The 14,172-nt window shown below is 32.5% G+C and carries 16 protein-coding genes and 3 pseudogenes; 6 read left to right on the plus strand and 13 right to left on the minus strand.

What is annotated here, in order from left to right:
- The first annotated feature begins 1 nt into the window (after window position 1).
- Complete coding sequence (locus MKX31_RS22055) at window positions 2-904, plus strand: diacylglycerol/lipid kinase family protein (RefSeq protein WP_064474471.1); 903 nt, start codon at window positions 2-4, stop codon at window positions 902-904.
- A 78-nt stretch (window positions 905-982) separates the two neighbouring features.
- Here the strand turns inward: MKX31_RS22055 and MKX31_RS22060 are convergent, their stop codons facing one another.
- On the minus strand, window positions 983-1,129 hold the full coding sequence (locus MKX31_RS22060) for a DUF7003 family protein (protein WP_445661308.1): 147 nt from the start codon (window positions 1,127-1,129) through the stop codon (window positions 983-985).
- Window positions 1,130-1,252: 123 nt separating this feature from the next.
- Between MKX31_RS22060 and MKX31_RS22065 the strand changes: the two are divergent.
- Both MKX31_RS22065 and MKX31_RS22070 read left to right on the plus strand, forming a co-directional pair.
- Window positions 1,253-1,537 (plus strand): annotated as a pseudogene (locus tag MKX31_RS22065) (Rpn family recombination-promoting nuclease/putative transposase); the annotation flags it as partial.
- 110 nt (window positions 1,538-1,647) lie between these two features.
- Window positions 1,648-2,212 (plus strand): annotated as a pseudogene (locus MKX31_RS22070) (Rpn family recombination-promoting nuclease/putative transposase); the annotation flags it as partial.
- Here the strand turns inward: MKX31_RS22070 and MKX31_RS22075 are convergent.
- From MKX31_RS22075 to MKX31_RS22085, 3 genes are all read right to left on the minus strand, one after another.
- Window positions 2,181-2,402, minus strand: a complete 222-nt coding sequence (locus tag MKX31_RS22075) for a hypothetical protein (RefSeq protein ID WP_064475076.1) — start codon at window positions 2,400-2,402, stop codon at window positions 2,181-2,183. The pseudogene MKX31_RS22070 and the gene MKX31_RS22075 overlap by 32 nt on opposite strands.
- Window positions 2,403-2,445: 43 nt before the next feature.
- The gene (locus MKX31_RS22080; RefSeq protein WP_000924667.1) at window positions 2,446-2,625 is read right to left on the minus strand and encodes a hypothetical protein; all 180 of its coding nucleotides are present in this window, start codon (window positions 2,623-2,625) and stop codon (window positions 2,446-2,448) included.
- A 74-nt stretch (window positions 2,626-2,699) separates the two neighbouring features.
- A complete protein-coding gene (locus tag MKX31_RS22085; protein WP_064474469.1) occupies window positions 2,700-3,047 on the minus strand; it encodes a YxeA family protein in 348 nt (115 codons plus the stop codon).
- Between the two features lie 217 nt (window positions 3,048-3,264).
- Here MKX31_RS22085 and MKX31_RS22090 point away from each other — a divergent pair, with 217 nt between their 5' ends.
- The 3 genes and pseudogenes from MKX31_RS22090 (at window position 3,265) to MKX31_RS22100 (ending at window position 4,391) form a co-directional block, all read left to right on the plus strand.
- Complete coding sequence (locus MKX31_RS22090) at window positions 3,265-3,723, plus strand: helix-turn-helix transcriptional regulator (RefSeq protein ID WP_064474468.1); 459 nt, start codon at window positions 3,265-3,267, stop codon at window positions 3,721-3,723.
- 73 nt (window positions 3,724-3,796) lie between these two features.
- Window positions 3,797-3,982: pseudogene (locus MKX31_RS22095) on the plus strand (Rpn family recombination-promoting nuclease/putative transposase); the annotation flags it as partial.
- Between the two features lie 229 nt (window positions 3,983-4,211).
- Window positions 4,212-4,391 carry a cold-inducible protein YdjO-related protein gene (locus tag MKX31_RS22100; protein WP_064474467.1) on the plus strand — a complete coding sequence of 60 codons (180 nt, stop codon included), beginning with the start codon at window positions 4,212-4,214 and terminating at the stop codon, window positions 4,389-4,391.
- A gap of 481 nt (window positions 4,392-4,872) precedes the next feature.
- Here MKX31_RS22100 and MKX31_RS22105 read toward each other — a convergent pair whose 3' ends face one another.
- The 9 genes from MKX31_RS22105 to MKX31_RS22145 form a co-directional block, all read right to left on the minus strand.
- Entirely contained in the window at window positions 4,873-6,714 is a 1,842-nt protein-coding gene (locus MKX31_RS22105) for an FtsX-like permease family protein (RefSeq protein ID WP_064474466.1), read from the minus strand.
- 15 nt (window positions 6,715-6,729) lie between these two features.
- Window positions 6,730-7,491 (minus strand): ABC transporter ATP-binding protein, encoded by a 762-nt coding sequence (locus MKX31_RS22110; RefSeq protein ID WP_088047683.1) that lies wholly within the window; start codon window positions 7,489-7,491, stop codon window positions 6,730-6,732.
- 92 nt (window positions 7,492-7,583) lie between these two features.
- Window positions 7,584-7,919 (minus strand): ATP-binding protein, encoded by a 336-nt coding sequence (locus MKX31_RS29335; RefSeq protein ID WP_002099385.1) that lies wholly within the window; start codon window positions 7,917-7,919, stop codon window positions 7,584-7,586.
- A 32-nt stretch (window positions 7,920-7,951) separates the two neighbouring features.
- The gene (locus tag MKX31_RS22120) at window positions 7,952-8,401 is read right to left on the minus strand and encodes an LPXTG cell wall anchor domain-containing protein (protein WP_064474464.1); all 450 of its coding nucleotides are present in this window, start codon (window positions 8,399-8,401) and stop codon (window positions 7,952-7,954) included.
- A gap of 326 nt (window positions 8,402-8,727) precedes the next feature.
- A complete protein-coding gene (locus MKX31_RS22125) occupies window positions 8,728-9,384 on the minus strand; it encodes a YkyA family protein (protein ID WP_340981516.1) in 657 nt (218 codons plus the stop codon).
- Between the two features lie 17 nt (window positions 9,385-9,401).
- Window positions 9,402-10,223 (minus strand): peptidoglycan-N-acetylglucosamine deacetylase, encoded by an 822-nt coding sequence (locus MKX31_RS22130; RefSeq protein ID WP_088047684.1) that lies wholly within the window; start codon window positions 10,221-10,223, stop codon window positions 9,402-9,404.
- An 83-nt stretch (window positions 10,224-10,306) separates the two neighbouring features.
- Window positions 10,307-12,169, minus strand: coding sequence for an ABC transporter permease (locus tag MKX31_RS22135; RefSeq protein WP_340981518.1), 1,863 nt, complete (start codon window positions 12,167-12,169; stop codon window positions 10,307-10,309).
- Between the two features lie 630 nt (window positions 12,170-12,799).
- Complete coding sequence (gene mreC, locus MKX31_RS22140) at window positions 12,800-13,561, minus strand: rod shape-determining protein MreC (protein ID WP_154131507.1); 762 nt, start codon at window positions 13,559-13,561, stop codon at window positions 12,800-12,802.
- 200 nt (window positions 13,562-13,761) lie between these two features.
- Window positions 13,762-14,127, minus strand: coding sequence for a YxeA family protein (locus MKX31_RS22145; protein ID WP_064474459.1), 366 nt, complete (start codon window positions 14,125-14,127; stop codon window positions 13,762-13,764).
- Window positions 14,128-14,172 lie beyond the last annotated feature (45 nt).

Here is a 14,172-nt window from a genome sequence, read left to right on the forward strand (position 1 = left end):
AATGACAAAGACAAAATTTGAAAAAGTACTCCTCATCGTAAATCCAAAAGCAGGGCAAGGCGATTTACATACGAACTTAACGAAAATTGTACCACCTCTTGCGGCAGCTTTTCCTGACTTACATATCCTTCATACGAAAAAGCAAGGTGATGCAACAAAATATTGCCAAGAGTTTGCTAGTAAAGTAGATTTAATTATCGTCTTTGGTGGTGACGGCACTGTATTTGAATGCACAAATGGCTTAGCACCTCTTGAAACTAGACCTACACTTGCCATCATTCCAGGCGGAACTTGCAACGACTTCTCTCGCACACTTGGCGTTCCGCAAAACATCGCAGAAGCAGCAAAACTTATTACACAAGGACATGTAAAACCAGTTGACGTCGCAAAAGCAAATGACCTACACTTCTTAAACTTCTGGGGCATTGGACTTGTCTCTGAAGTATCAAACAATATCGATGCGGAAGAGAAAGCAAAGCTTGGGAAAATTGGTTACTATTTAAGCACCATTCGAACTGTCAAAAATGCTGAAACATTCCCCGTAAAAATTACGTACGACGGACAAGTATATGAAGACGAAGCCGTCCTTGTTATGGTTGGAAACGGTGAATATCTTGGCGGTATCCCGTCCTTTATTCCGAACGTAAAGTGCGACGACGGAACACTTGATATTTTCGTTGTAAAATCAACAGGCATTCAAGCGTTTAAAGATTATATCGGAAAGAAACTATTTGAAGACTCAAATGAAAATGACATCTTCCACGTAAAAGCGAAATCCATTCATATTGAAACCGAAGAAGAAAAAGAAGTAGATACAGATGGAGAAAGCTCGCTTCATACACCTTGTCATATTGAACTATTACAAGGACACTTTACGATGATTTATAATCCTGCGATTGTATAATATAAAAAGACGAGCTAAAGTTCCAACACTTCGGCTCGTCTTTTTATTAGCAATTCATTTTGATTTACTCTTTAATTTTTAATATAAATTTTCGTAATCAAACTCCACCCAATTTTTCCAGTGCGTATTAGAATCCTTATTCACAATAACACTTGGATCTTTCTTCTCTATTGCAGTGGCTACTGATTGGAAGAATTCAATTTCACTAGAGTATAACATAGACATATTTGTTTGCGACATTCTAATAATATTGCTAAAAAAATAGCAAAGTTTCCTGTTTGCATGCCCTAGTTCTTTTTAGATACAATGAAGGAAAGAAGGAACCTGACACAAGGGAGAAGAAAAGCTGTGTTCAGCCAACAGTTAGTTAATTTACGCATTGATTTTGCATTTAAACAATTGTTTGGTACGAATGGTAGTGAAGATATTCTAATTGCATTTTTAAACGCTATGTTACAAGATTCTTTAGAATCACCCATCGCTTCTCTACAACTAGAAGATCCACATTTACACCGGGAACATGCAAATGATAAATTATCAATTCTAGACATTTCAGCTACGTTAAACACAGGAACAAAAGTAAATGTAGAAATACAGCTCAATAATAATCACGATATGATGAAACGTAGTTTATCCCGCATTAACGGGCAGTAAGACCCCCACCTCAAAATTCAGCGGAAGCAAAGAAGTTAGGTAGGGAATCAACTGCCCGTAAAAGTCCGATTGGTTCAACTAATAATCAGTGGGGGAAATTATATACATCTCAATTACAAAAAGGTATGCCTTACAGTTCGCTTCATAAAACCATCACCATTAATTTATTGAACTTTATAATGTTCCTCAGACCACAAAGAATTTCATACAACGGGCACATTATGGAATACACAACAACAGAAACTCTTGAGTGATGACATAGAAATTCACATTATAGAAATTCCAAAGTTAACAAAACAATGGCATGAAGAAAAAGTAAATCCGTGGAAAGATCCATTTGTTCGTTGGCTTTTATTGCTTTCAGCAAATGAGGATGAACACTTAACTAAAACATTGGAGGATATTGCTATGAACCAAGACCCTATTTTACAAAAAGCAATAAACAAGTGGGAACGTATGAGTCAAGATTCCTCTTTCCGCCAAGCCTATGACGCAAGAGAGAAAGTTTTAATGGATGAAGTAGCAAAATTCGCCCACGCAGAGACAGAAGGAATAAAAAGAGGAATGGAACAAGGAATGAAACGAGGGCTTAAAAAAGGGCTTGAGTTGTTTCAAGCTCTTTTTATCCACTTTCCTCGATATCATCCAATTTAGTCTTATAACATTCATTACACTCTAGCATAGTAGGAAGAATCCCTCTTTCATCAGCTAATAACACCCTCAAAACTTCTCGATCTATCTCTACGAAATACTTCATAATAATGGGATATCCTTCAATAATATTCTTATACTCAATTCCTTGTTCAAACTTTTTTCCGCTCTTTATTTCTTCTATTTTCAACATAAAAAATCCGAAACCATACAAAATGATTTCGGATTTCCTATAGTTAAAATATTAAATTACATTTCGAACAAAAAGGAGCGGAATTGCCTCTCCTAATTTTCCCATCACATTTTGGACAATATACATATCGCTCTTCTATCTTTTCTCGCTCTATCATATGTAAAGATACTATTCTCATACTACACATAAATCCAATTAAAATAAGACTAACAATGAGTAACATCACTCTCGCCCCCCTCACTAAACTTTACCATAAAACAACAAAACCGATTCCCACATTGAGAATCGGTTTTATACTTATAATCCTAACTTCATCTTCGCTCCATTAGGAATTTTATCTATCGTTACTTGCACTTTATCATATAAGAACTTACCTCTCGTAAGCACATGCCAGTATGAATCTTTCGGTAATTCATCTACTCCGTCAATTGTAACTTCTTTTTCCTTACCATTTTCATCATAAGCTTTCACTTTATATTCACGACCTTTATTTCCATCTAATTCTTTACCATCGTTATCAATTATTGCATAATGGTGCTCTATATCAAGAAATGGATTCATTCTATCAATCGCAGCACTCCCATTTAATAAATATGCCGCTCCTGCGACGATAACAAGTAATGATCCAAAAATAAATCTTTTCATCTATATTCGGCCTTTCATTATGTTTTCTTTAAGATGTTTCTAAGTATAGAGCGTATTTCTTAATAAAAAATAGTACGGTTTCTTAACATTTTCTTAAACTAAAATTGAAATAGTAATTAGAAAGATCAAAACAGCAATAAATAACTTTTTTGCACTACCTTTGACAAAATTACACTCACAGTGTAATTTTACACTATAAGAGAAAAGGAGATGCATTATGGATAAACAAGAATTTATTGAACTCGTTAATTCGAAATTAAAACTCATACGTGTTGAAAATGATTTATCACAAGATAAAATGTCAGAAATTATTGGTTTATCGAAGAAAACATTAGTAGAAATTGAAAAAGGGAGACGTACGCTAACATGGTCAGGTGCAGTTTGTGTCGTAACACTCTTCGAACAGAGCAATACAGTCCAGATGACATTCGGGGATGATGTGAATGAAATTATAAAAACAATCGCTTTTACACATTACAATATGAACTTTCCGAAGACTTTAGGTGGAAAAGTGTGGTGGCGACAAATAAAAGAATTAAACGGTTATCACATTCAACAAAATATTTTATCCCAACATTATCGAATTTTAGATAAAGAGGATCGTAGAATATGCCATTCATTCGAATTGGATGAAATTGAACAAAGCTTTATGGAAATGGCAAAAACCTCTCAATAAAGTCCAACTAATTGGGCTTTTACAGATAGTCCGACTCCTACCTAACTACTTCGCTTCAACCAAATTTTGAAGTGGGGTCCCTATTACCCGTTTATGCCCGATAAATTTATTAAACTTCCTAATGTTTTCAAAACAAAAAGGCTTCCATGCAACGAGCATACTATGGAAGACACAACAGCAGAAACGCCTAAGTGATGACATAGAAATTCCAAAGTTAACAAAACAATGGCATGAAGAAGATGTAGAAAAACACCGAGAAGGTTGCCGGTATACACTGTATCAAATTGAATTATTACTAAAGCTTTCAACGATGATTTATAATCCTTAGCTTATATAATCCTTATTTTTCTATACTTTAACAATTACTAACCTTCGCATTTTTTCAAAAAATAAAGTATAATGAACTAATATAAAAAAGGTTGTTAACAAAATCGTTAACAACCTTTTTTGTTTTTCTGAAAAACTTTTCAATTTAAGGGAGCGATCACATGTATTGGAGAAAAAATGATAAACCTGTAGTAGAACCAGAAGCAATTGCTGTATGGGAATGCCTAGAAGAAAACTGCCGTGGATGGATGCGTAAAAACTTTGCATTAGACGCAGAACCGAAATGTCCGTTATGCAAAAGCGATATGGAAAGCGGCGAACGCTTATTACAAAAGATATAATAAATTCTCTTCTTCACCTTTTATAAACTGAAACATAGAGGATTCTCTTTCTCCTTATTTACAATGTGCATCGAAAGCAAATAAACTATACAAAAGTTTTGCGTATCCTCGCAAAGCTTTTGCAATATCTCAAACTCATTCCAACTATCATTCTTTACTAAAAAAATAAATTACATTTTGAATAAAAAGGAGCAGAATTCCCCTTTCCAATTCTCCCATTACACTTCGGACAATACATATACAAACCTTTGTCTCTCTACTATCCCAAAAACTACTACTTTCATCCCGATCATAATTCCTATCAAAATGATGCTAAGAATCAATAACATAGTGTATCCTCACTTACAAAAAAAGTGAAATATTAGGAAATCTTATGTCATATTTTATACCCCTATATTCATTAAATCAATTTGCTACAATCATTTTGTTTTCAAAACAATCTAATATAACCTTTTACTAGATTTATATCTAGGCTTACATACTACACTTCTTTCGGAAGAACAATTTTTTTATAAAATTGAACTGTAATAAAATAATAAGCTACGTAAATGACTAAGAAAATAATAATAGGAAGCCAAATACGGAAATATGGATTATTGATTATGAACGAAAACATGTTCATGCCAACTAATACGTGCATTATACCTACTATCGCTGGGAACAAGAAGACGAAAAGTAATTCTTTATAAATTGATTTAGTTAATAACTCATAACGTACACCAATTTTACGAAGCATTTGATAGCGAATAATATCTTTTGAAGTGCTAGAAAGAATCTTAAACATTAAACTGCTTGCCAACATCGCTAAGAATGCTATCCCTAAGAAAAATCCCATAAATACGGTTCCACTGTAAGTACTGTACAATGATTTATATGTCATATATTTACTACGTAATTCTGTTTTTTCTACCTCTTTATATTTAATAACTTCTAATTCGTCAATTTGCTTCCATCTTTGTTCATATTTCATGAAATCTTCTGTTTTTCCAAAGAATACAATTCTTTCTTCACCTTGGATTTCATCGTACATCTTTTTATCTACAATCTTTATACTTTGATTAGGGTATACATAAGTTTTTTGGAGAGTTCTTAGCGCATATCTCCATTCTTCTGGAATGAGGATATCATTCTCGATTTTCTCTGGACCACGACTTAAAACAGCTCCAACTGGTAGCTCTTTAGAAACAGATATAAATTGCTTTCCATCCTCTCCACCAGTCGGTATTAACAGACGATTTGCTTCCAAATCTTCTTTCAAATAATAAATGAACTGATCATCTACTTTATAGCGATATTCGTTTTTCTCTTTAAATGTAATTCCACTTAATATTTTCTTTTCTTCTACTGTCGGATTGTTAATTTCAACATCATAATAATCAAATGTTTCAATAATGTTTGTAACATTATTTTTTAAAGCCATACCACTAGAGACAGCACCCGCACCGAGAGCCACTAACATAGCAACTGTCGCTAATACTTTCGTTAAACTATTAATAGAAAAACTTAACTGTGCAAGCGTGAACGCATTAATTCCTGTTTCACTACAATTTTTATTCGCTTTTAGTTTGTTAATAATAATAGGAAGGAATGATGTAAATAGCATGTAAGTTCCTAATGTTACTGTAATTGTAGCAATGATAAATCCTGATTCCTTTAACTCTTTCATATAAATCATAGAAATATAACCAACTGCTAATAAAACAATTGATAAAAGTGCTACTATATTCGTTAAATTCCCTTTAGTAGGAGTACCAGCTGTTTTATCATTAGAGTGAACCAGCTGTAATAGCGAATTACGCACTAGTTTTATACCATTCATAATTGCGGACAACATAAATAATGCAATGAAAAAGATGAAAGTAACAATGATTGATGGTACATAGAATGCATGATAACCAACTCCAGTAAACTCCAGCTCCTTCATCAGTAAATACCCAACACCTTGCGCCAAAATTATACCGAATACCACACCTACTATAAGAGACACCATTCCTAATACAATCGTTTCAATACACATGAGCAATGTAATTTTATGCTTTTTTGCCCCTAATACCATATACATACCAAATTCTTTTTGCCGGAGTGATAATAAAAATGAATTGGCGTGTAAAATATAAAATAATGTAATAAATCCTAATAAAAATGAGCCTGTTTGGAAAACCGAAAAAATTCCATCCATGGAATTCCCTTCGATAAATGTTTTATTTAAAGCTAACGTTTGAAACATATAAAAAATTGAAATAGACATAATAAGACCCACTAATAAGACAATATAGTCTTTTCGTTTACTTTTTAATCCTGACATGGAAAGTTTGAATAACATGTTGAACCTTCTTTCCTATGCTTTTTGTGTGCCTAAATCGGCAAGCACATCTAAAATTTCTTTATAGAATTCATCACACGTACCTCTGCGATAAATTTCTTTATACAGTTCTCCGTCTTGAATGAATAAAATACGTCGGCAGTAACTCGCACTAAATGGATCATGTGTAACCATCATAATCGAAACATCCTGTTCTTCATTTAATTTGGTCATCGCCTCTAATAAACTTTTTGCATTTTTAGAATCAAGCGCTCCTGTTGGCTCATCTCCTAAAATTATTGCTGGCTTATGTACAAGTGCACGAGCCGCTGCCGAACGTTGTTTTTGTCCACCTGATACTTCCGACGGATATTTTTGAAGAATCTCTGATATCCCTAACATTTCCGATACCTTTTTCACCTTTGATCCAATTCTTTTGGAGTGAACACCTTGCAGAGAAAGTGGTAATGCAATGTTTTCATATATTGATAAATTTTCAAGTAAATTAAAATCTTGAAAGATAAATCCTAGTTTCTCTGAGCGAAAATCAGATAATTCCTCTTGCTTCATTTTCGTAATATCTATTCCAGCAATTTCAACAACTCCACCTGTTGCCTTATCTAATGTAGAAATTACATTCAATAATGTTGTTTTTCCTGAACCTGATGGTCCCATAATTCCAACGAATTCACCCTCTTGAATTGAGAACGATACATTCTTTAATACACGTGATTGGCTCTCTTCTTTCTTACCATATACCTTTTGTACATTCTTTACCTCTACAACTGATGTTTTCATATATATCCTCCTACACTTCTTAACCCATTTCTAAGTATAGATAGAATTTCTTAATAAATAGCGGCGGATATTCTTAACATTTCTTTAAGAATCTAAAAGCCCCAAATCATAGTAGATTGGGGCTTTTGAATTCTATATTCTATTTTTGAGTAACAAATAAAGTATTTATTTCTCCACTTTAATTTTTGTTTGTTTATTGTAGAAATAATAACATCTTTTTTCGCTGGCGTATAACGGATTGCATTCGTTATATAGTTGACAATTACTTTTTCAATAAGATCTTGATTGGCAACAACTTGCATTGCAGATACATGTTTGTAAACATGTATTTTTTTCTCTATATCTAATGATAGCTGTTCACATATATACTCTATAACCAAATCAATATAAAAGGAAATCCAATACGATTTACAAGTCTCACTTTTCATTCATCCATTTTTTTATAGGCTAATGCAAAATTTTATGCTTTAATCTTACGACGAGTAAATCCAAATACGGATCCTAATGCTACAAGGCACGCGCTTAGTATCATCATTATTACACTATTTGATGCTGTATTTGGTAGTTTTTCTCCTTTTACAGCTTGTTTCGCTACTTCTTTTTTCTCTACATCATTCTTTTGTTGGGCTTGAATCGCTGCTTTCTTTTTTTCTAATGCTTCTTTTTGTTGATCCTGAATCGCTACTTCTGCTTTTTCTAATGCTTTTTTTTCTTGATCCTGCATTGCTGCTTTCTTCTTCTCTAACGCCTCTTTTTGCCAAGCCTGAAATTCTGCTTCCTTTTTTTCTAACGCCTGTTCTTGCGCTTGTACTTCTTCCTTTGACATTGTTCCAGTAGATGCACTAGCTACCGATGAGTATCCTATTGATAAAAGTGCTATTGCACAAATTAGTAAAAATTTCTTTTTCATTTTTTCTCTCCCTATATACTTTTTTAAACACCACCTTGGGTGTATTTATAGAATAAACAAGCTATATAAATATAAGATGCAGATACGATATATTTCACTTAAAGATTCAATTAGTGTAATTAATCTCTATGTATAGATGTATTCCCTTGAAAAATAGTAGAGGAATTTCTTGATTTTTCCCTTAAGAATATTAAAAAGCCCCAAACTATAATAGTTTGAGACCCTTGAATTCTATATTCTATTTTTGAGTAAGAAACAAACTTTTATTTTTGATTTTTTCCTTTTGTACTTAATAAATAAGATTAAATGATATAGGAATAAAGTATTTACTTCTCATCTTTAATTTTAATTTTCGCTTGTTTATAAAAATCTAATTTCTCTTTGTTATATTCTTTTGTATATCCATTAAATTTCTCTTTTTCTCGTTGAATGTCCTCATTCATTTGATTTACACCTTTAATCTTTTCACTAATCTTTTTTAAGTTCGTTTCTTTTTCGCCTAAGCTTTTATATACTTCTCTTTCAAATCCCATTAATTTTTGATACGAATCATTTATCTTATTAAAAGATGAATAACGCTTTTTATAAATATCCTGTATGTTTTTTGCTTGTTTTTGAAGAGCAGCATCTTCCATTTTATCTATAGTTTTATGAACTGATTTTATTTCTTCCTGTGCTTTTTCAAAAGCTTCTTTTTCTTTGTTCCATACTTTTTCACGTTCGTCCATGCTTTTTGTAGCTTGCTCTATCTTCGGCATAATTGCTTGGTTACTATCTTTACCATCATTTATAATTTGATTGTATAACTCTTGACCTTGTTTTTCTAAACCCTCTAGTTTTTTCACATCTTCAGAAACCGCCTTTTCTTGCTTCGTTGCATTTTCAAATGTGACGTACAATTCTGCTTCTGGCTTTGCGCCAAAACACCCTGTCAATAAGCTTATAGATATAATTCCGGTAATCGTTAACGCTTTATAAGTCAATGTCAATTCCTCCTATGTTACATTCGTTTATCATGCATAAAGTTCAAGGGGAAATGATCATCTTCATGATATGCTTCAAATTCATACCCTTTTTCTTTTAAACCTTTAATAATAGCCGGTACTGCAGCGATAGATTGCGGATGAATATCGTGCATTAAAATAACTTCTTTGGGATTTGTCGCACTAGCAAGTACATTTTGAACAATTTTCGCTTTCGCAATATCAATTGGTATACTATTATATTCCCAATCTAATGAATCAATTGTCCAATCCCATACTCTAAGACCATTTTCTACAACTTTATTACGAAGTTCTTCGTGTAATCCTGGCTTTGAACCATATGGTGGGCGTGTTAGTTTTGGGGCATGTCCGAGAATACTAGCAATTAAGCCTTGATCCTCTTTCATTTCATCTACGTAGCCACCTTGGGCATATAATTTTCTATTATTGTGCGTCATACTATGCATACCAACATAGTGTCCTTCCGCTTCTTCTCGTTTTACTAAATCAGGGTATGATTTTACATTTTGACCGATTAGAAAAAATGTTGCTTTTGCATCATTTTCCTTTAATATGTCTAGTAACTGTGCCGTATATTTTCCTGGTCCGTCATCAAAAGTAAGATAGGCAATTTTCCTAGTTTGACCATTAAATTGCGTTGGTGCAACCTTATTCATCTCCACTTTTATTTGTTCATTTGCATTTTGAACTGGATTCTCTTGATTTGCTATCGCTTTTGCAGGTGAAGTTATCGCTTGAAATACAAAAAAAGCCCCTCCCACTACAACTATAGCTACCATCATTACAACTATATTCTTTACCTTTAACAGTTTCCCCATTTTATTAATTCCTTTCTACGTCCATTACTTACTTATACTAAAAATATTACTCTAGTTTTTTACCCCTTCCCCCGGCATCCATTCTATTTTTCCTTTGGAAGCACAATCCTCTTATATAATTGAACAGTGATCAAATAGTAGACACCGTAAATGATTAAAAATATACAAATCGGAAGTCCAATATTCACATATGGATTTACAAAAAACTTAACAAATGTAAATATATTCATTCCTACTAAAACGTGTATAAGACCCAATATGGCTGGAAATAAAAATACAATGCCTAATTCTTTATACATAGATTGTATAAGTAATTCTTTACGTACCCCAATTTTCCGAAGCATCTCATACCGCCCTATATCTTTCGTAGCTCCAGAAAGGATCTTAAACATTAAACAACTTGCCATCATAGCTAAAAAAGCAAGACCTAAAAAGAATCCCATAAAGGAAGTTCCTTTTGAAAAGGCAAGCATAGATTCATAATCATTATAGTTTGTTGGTAAATATACGTCTTCCTTAGGCTTATTAATAGCGGCGGCTATTTTTTCGATTTGACGATTATCCATCTCTTTTAGCTCTGTCTTATACCGTAAAATATTATCGATTTTAGCAATAAAAAACGTATGCTCATTACCTTGAATTGCTTTATACCGGTTTTCGTCGACGATATAGACAGGTTTACGATTATATACAGTAATATTCGATCTAAAATCACTATCCATACTCTTATCCCAATTCAGTGGTAACGTAGAACTAGATGGATCAACTTCCTCTCCCTTAAACATCCTATAGCTCGAAGATGGAAGTTGTTCAGTAATATGTATTGTCTCTTTCTTTCCAAACAACAGTGGCGGATTCTCTAATAATTCTTCTTTTAAATAGTAAACAGCCTCATTATTAACTTTATATTTATATTGTTTTTTATCTACAATTTTCATTTTTTCCATAGCTTTATAATCCGCTGCTTCTGGATCATGAATTGTAATATCATACCCTGACATTCTTTCTGCTGTAAGGATTACGTTTTTCTGTAAAGACATGCCACCAGCCATTGCCCCCACACCAAGACCAATTAACATCGTTACCGTTCCTAATATTTTCGCCAAACTACTTACACGGAACTGCAATTGTGCAAATGTAAATGCATTTAATTTCTTCTCATTTAAATAGCGCGTTTTCTTTAGCCTATTAACAATCATAGGTAAGAACGAAATAAATATAAGATATGTCCCAATTGTAATCGTGAATAATGGAAGCATAATGGCGCCAGCACCTTTTATTCCTACGAAGATTACGAAATAATATCCTACACCTAGTCCTAGCAAACTACATAAAAGTAACAATATCGTGGCTGGTCCTTTCATTCGTATGCGCTCCGTTTGCTGCTCTGTACGAATTAAATCTAGTTCTGTTTTAAGTGCTATACGAATGGCATTTACAACGGATGTAAGCAGAAATAACGCACTAAAGAATATAAATGTTATTTTGAATGCAGGAACATAAAATGCTTGATAACCTTCCGTTGAAATTTCCAATTGTTTCGTTAAAAATTTGCTAACAAAATTAGAAAGAATAGCTCCGAATACACTACCTAATGCTAGTGAAATCATTCCCATAGACAATGTCTCAAAGAATAAAAGTTGGCTGATTTTACTCTTTTTGGCCCCTAAAACAAGATACATGCCAAGTTCTTTCCGCCGGAGTGAAAGTAGAAAAGAGTTTGCATAAAAAATATAAAAGAATGTAATAAATGCTACCAAAACAGAGCCTATTTGAAATACAAATACAATTGAACCAATAATACTGTTATTCATTGTAAACTCTTTATTTAGCGCAAGCGTTTGAACCATATAAAAAATAGAAATTGAGATGACAAGGCCTATTAGTAAAACGATGTAATCCTTTATCATTTTTTTCATACTAGAAATAGAAAGTTTTAATAACACACTCTACACCCACGCTTCTCTACAGTGTGGTGTACTACATTCATCTTTTTACTATACCCTCTTTGTACAACGTTCTCTTCAAATATTAAATTTTTCATATTGCCTCCTGTCATTTGGCTAGTGCTGCGATCATGCTATTTTCATAGCCACTAACTATCATTTTATCTTTTCCCTACAAACAGCAATATTGATTCCTCTTACATTTTTGTAATGTACACTCCCGAAAAAAAACATTACAATATGCAAATCAAACATTTTATAATCCGATTCATATACCTTTTGACATCAATATTCTCACGCTCAAATAATATATTTACACATATAAAGTCGAAGGATATTATATAGGTTTTCTAGCCTATTTAAGAGGTTATATAAATAATTAATATTAAAAATGTACAAAAAAAAGCCCCACTGTAATACTTAATAACTTTGCACTTATCATCAGTTTACCTCTTCATTATAATTGTCCGAGATAAAGATAAGATAAAGATAAAATAAAAACATTATAAATATATAACCATATATTATTAAATTTAGTACTGTTTTACTTTTCCTTATCCCTCTTACTCTTTATTTTACGTTCATTCTCTTCGTTTCTAATTCACCTCTCAAAGGCACTACATAAAACTATTATTTAGGTTCTATTAAAATTACATCTTCTAAATCATATAAATTCGCCTTTGGTTTTGCATAAATAATATAAGCAAGACCATATTGATCCGGTTCTTGCTCTATCACCTCTGCTACTTCAAGGCCAGGTGGTATTTTCTGACTCAGTTCAGAGGTAATAATACTATCACCTATTTTTATTTCTTTCGCTTTATCTGATGGAATATTATCAATTCGAAGAGCCTGTTTTTTCTTATCATACCCTGTAACAAATCCTAAAATGGATGAATTATTTTGAAGGGTGATTGCTAAACGATTCGTTCGTTCATCATTCGTAATTAATTTCACAACAGATGTATATTGATCTACACTCTCTACCTTTCCGATAAAACCTTCCACTGTAATAACAGCCATATCAACCTTTACACCATGTTGTGCACCTCTATCAATAGTGACTTCTCCATACCACTCTTCTGCTACACGAGTTACTACTGTAGCTTGAATTAAATTGTATTTTCCTTGTTCCTTTAATTCTTTCGTTTTGTTGATAAGTTTAGTAAGGTTTTCTTTCTCCTCACTTAATATTTGCACTTTACTCTTTAACGATTCTTGATGTTCAATTTTCCCTTTCAATACCTGATTCTCTCTATATACTTTATAGATGTCTTCTATATTATGAACAATATTTTGGACATGCTTATTATTTGCACATACATACACCATCAATAAAGCCAAAAGAATAATTGAAAGAAATAATAATATTTTCTTCTTAGAAACCTGCATAATTATCCTGCTACTCCCTACTATTTTTTATCTACATACTATAGAATACTAGTCATTGTACACAGAAGAAATGCAGTTTAAATAAAGTTAAGATAAACTTTATCTTCTTTATAAAAAATTTAGAACTTATCATATACTGCTACAATCTTCGAAGCTTGCTCGTTATCTTATCCATGGAATGCCACTTATAATTTCTATAACTAATTATGTTGTATTTGTACTTTCTCTTTTACTTTCTTAGGTATTTCATCTATTTGTACTTCTTCCCATTCCATACCATAACTTCCTTTAGATCTAATCTTTAAATATGCTCCTATTCTTAAATGTTTTGAAGCAGTCATCGCAATCTTTTGCTCTTGACCAGATTCATTATATCCTTTGAATTTATATTCCCATCTAGCAAAACCTTTGTTTTCAGCTCCATATTTACCATCATTATCAACAACAGCATAATAAATATCTTCTTTAATAAATGGATTGAGTTGATCTACAATCGGTCCCCCCTTTCCTATAAGTAATGTAACTCCAACTATAATTAATACGATAAACGCACTTATTTTTTTCATGAAACTTTCTATTCTCCTCTTCTCAGATATTTCCACTTAAAGGAC

It is taken from the genome of Bacillus sp. FSL M8-0063 (assembly GCF_038005545.1).
Lineage (GTDB): Bacteria > Bacillota > Bacilli > Bacillales > Bacillaceae_G > Bacillus_A > Bacillus_A wiedmannii.

Coding starts and splice junctions, on each gene's coding strand:
- MKX31_RS22055 (WP_064474471.1), top strand. CDS start 2: ATGACAAAGACAAAATTTGAAAAAGTACTCCTCATCGTAAATCCAAAA.
- MKX31_RS22105 (WP_064474466.1), bottom strand. CDS start 6,714: ATGTTATTCAAACTTTCCATGTCAGGATTAAAAAGTAAACGAAAAGAC.
- MKX31_RS29335 (WP_002099385.1), bottom strand. CDS start 7,919: ATGAAAAGTGAGACTTGTAAATCGTATTGGATTTCCTTTTATATTGAT.
- MKX31_RS22080 (WP_000924667.1), bottom strand. CDS start 2,625: ATGTTACTCATTGTTAGTCTTATTTTAATTGGATTTATGTGTAGTATG.
- MKX31_RS22075 (WP_064475076.1), bottom strand. CDS start 2,402: ATGTTGAAAATAGAAGAAATAAAGAGCGGAAAAAAGTTTGAACAAGGA.
- MKX31_RS22120 (WP_064474464.1), bottom strand. CDS start 8,401: ATGAAAAAGAAATTTTTACTAATTTGTGCAATAGCACTTTTATCAATA.
- MKX31_RS22090 (WP_064474468.1), top strand. CDS start 3,265: ATGGATAAACAAGAATTTATTGAACTCGTTAATTCGAAATTAAAACTC.
- MKX31_RS22100 (WP_064474467.1), top strand. CDS start 4,212: ATGTATTGGAGAAAAAATGATAAACCTGTAGTAGAACCAGAAGCAATT.
- MKX31_RS22130 (WP_088047684.1), bottom strand. CDS start 10,223: ATGGGGAAACTGTTAAAGGTAAAGAATATAGTTGTAATGATGGTAGCT.
- MKX31_RS22085 (WP_064474469.1), bottom strand. CDS start 3,047: ATGAAAAGATTTATTTTTGGATCATTACTTGTTATCGTCGCAGGAGCG.
- MKX31_RS22110 (WP_088047683.1), bottom strand. CDS start 7,491: ATGAAAACATCAGTTGTAGAGGTAAAGAATGTACAAAAGGTATATGGT.
- mreC (WP_154131507.1), bottom strand. CDS start 13,561: ATGCAGGTTTCTAAGAAGAAAATATTATTATTTCTTTCAATTATTCTT.
- MKX31_RS22060 (WP_445661308.1), bottom strand. CDS start 1,129: ATGTCTATGTTATACTCTAGTGAAATTGAATTCTTCCAATCAGTAGCC.
- MKX31_RS22145 (WP_064474459.1), bottom strand. CDS start 14,127: ATGAAAAAAATAAGTGCGTTTATCGTATTAATTATAGTTGGAGTTACA.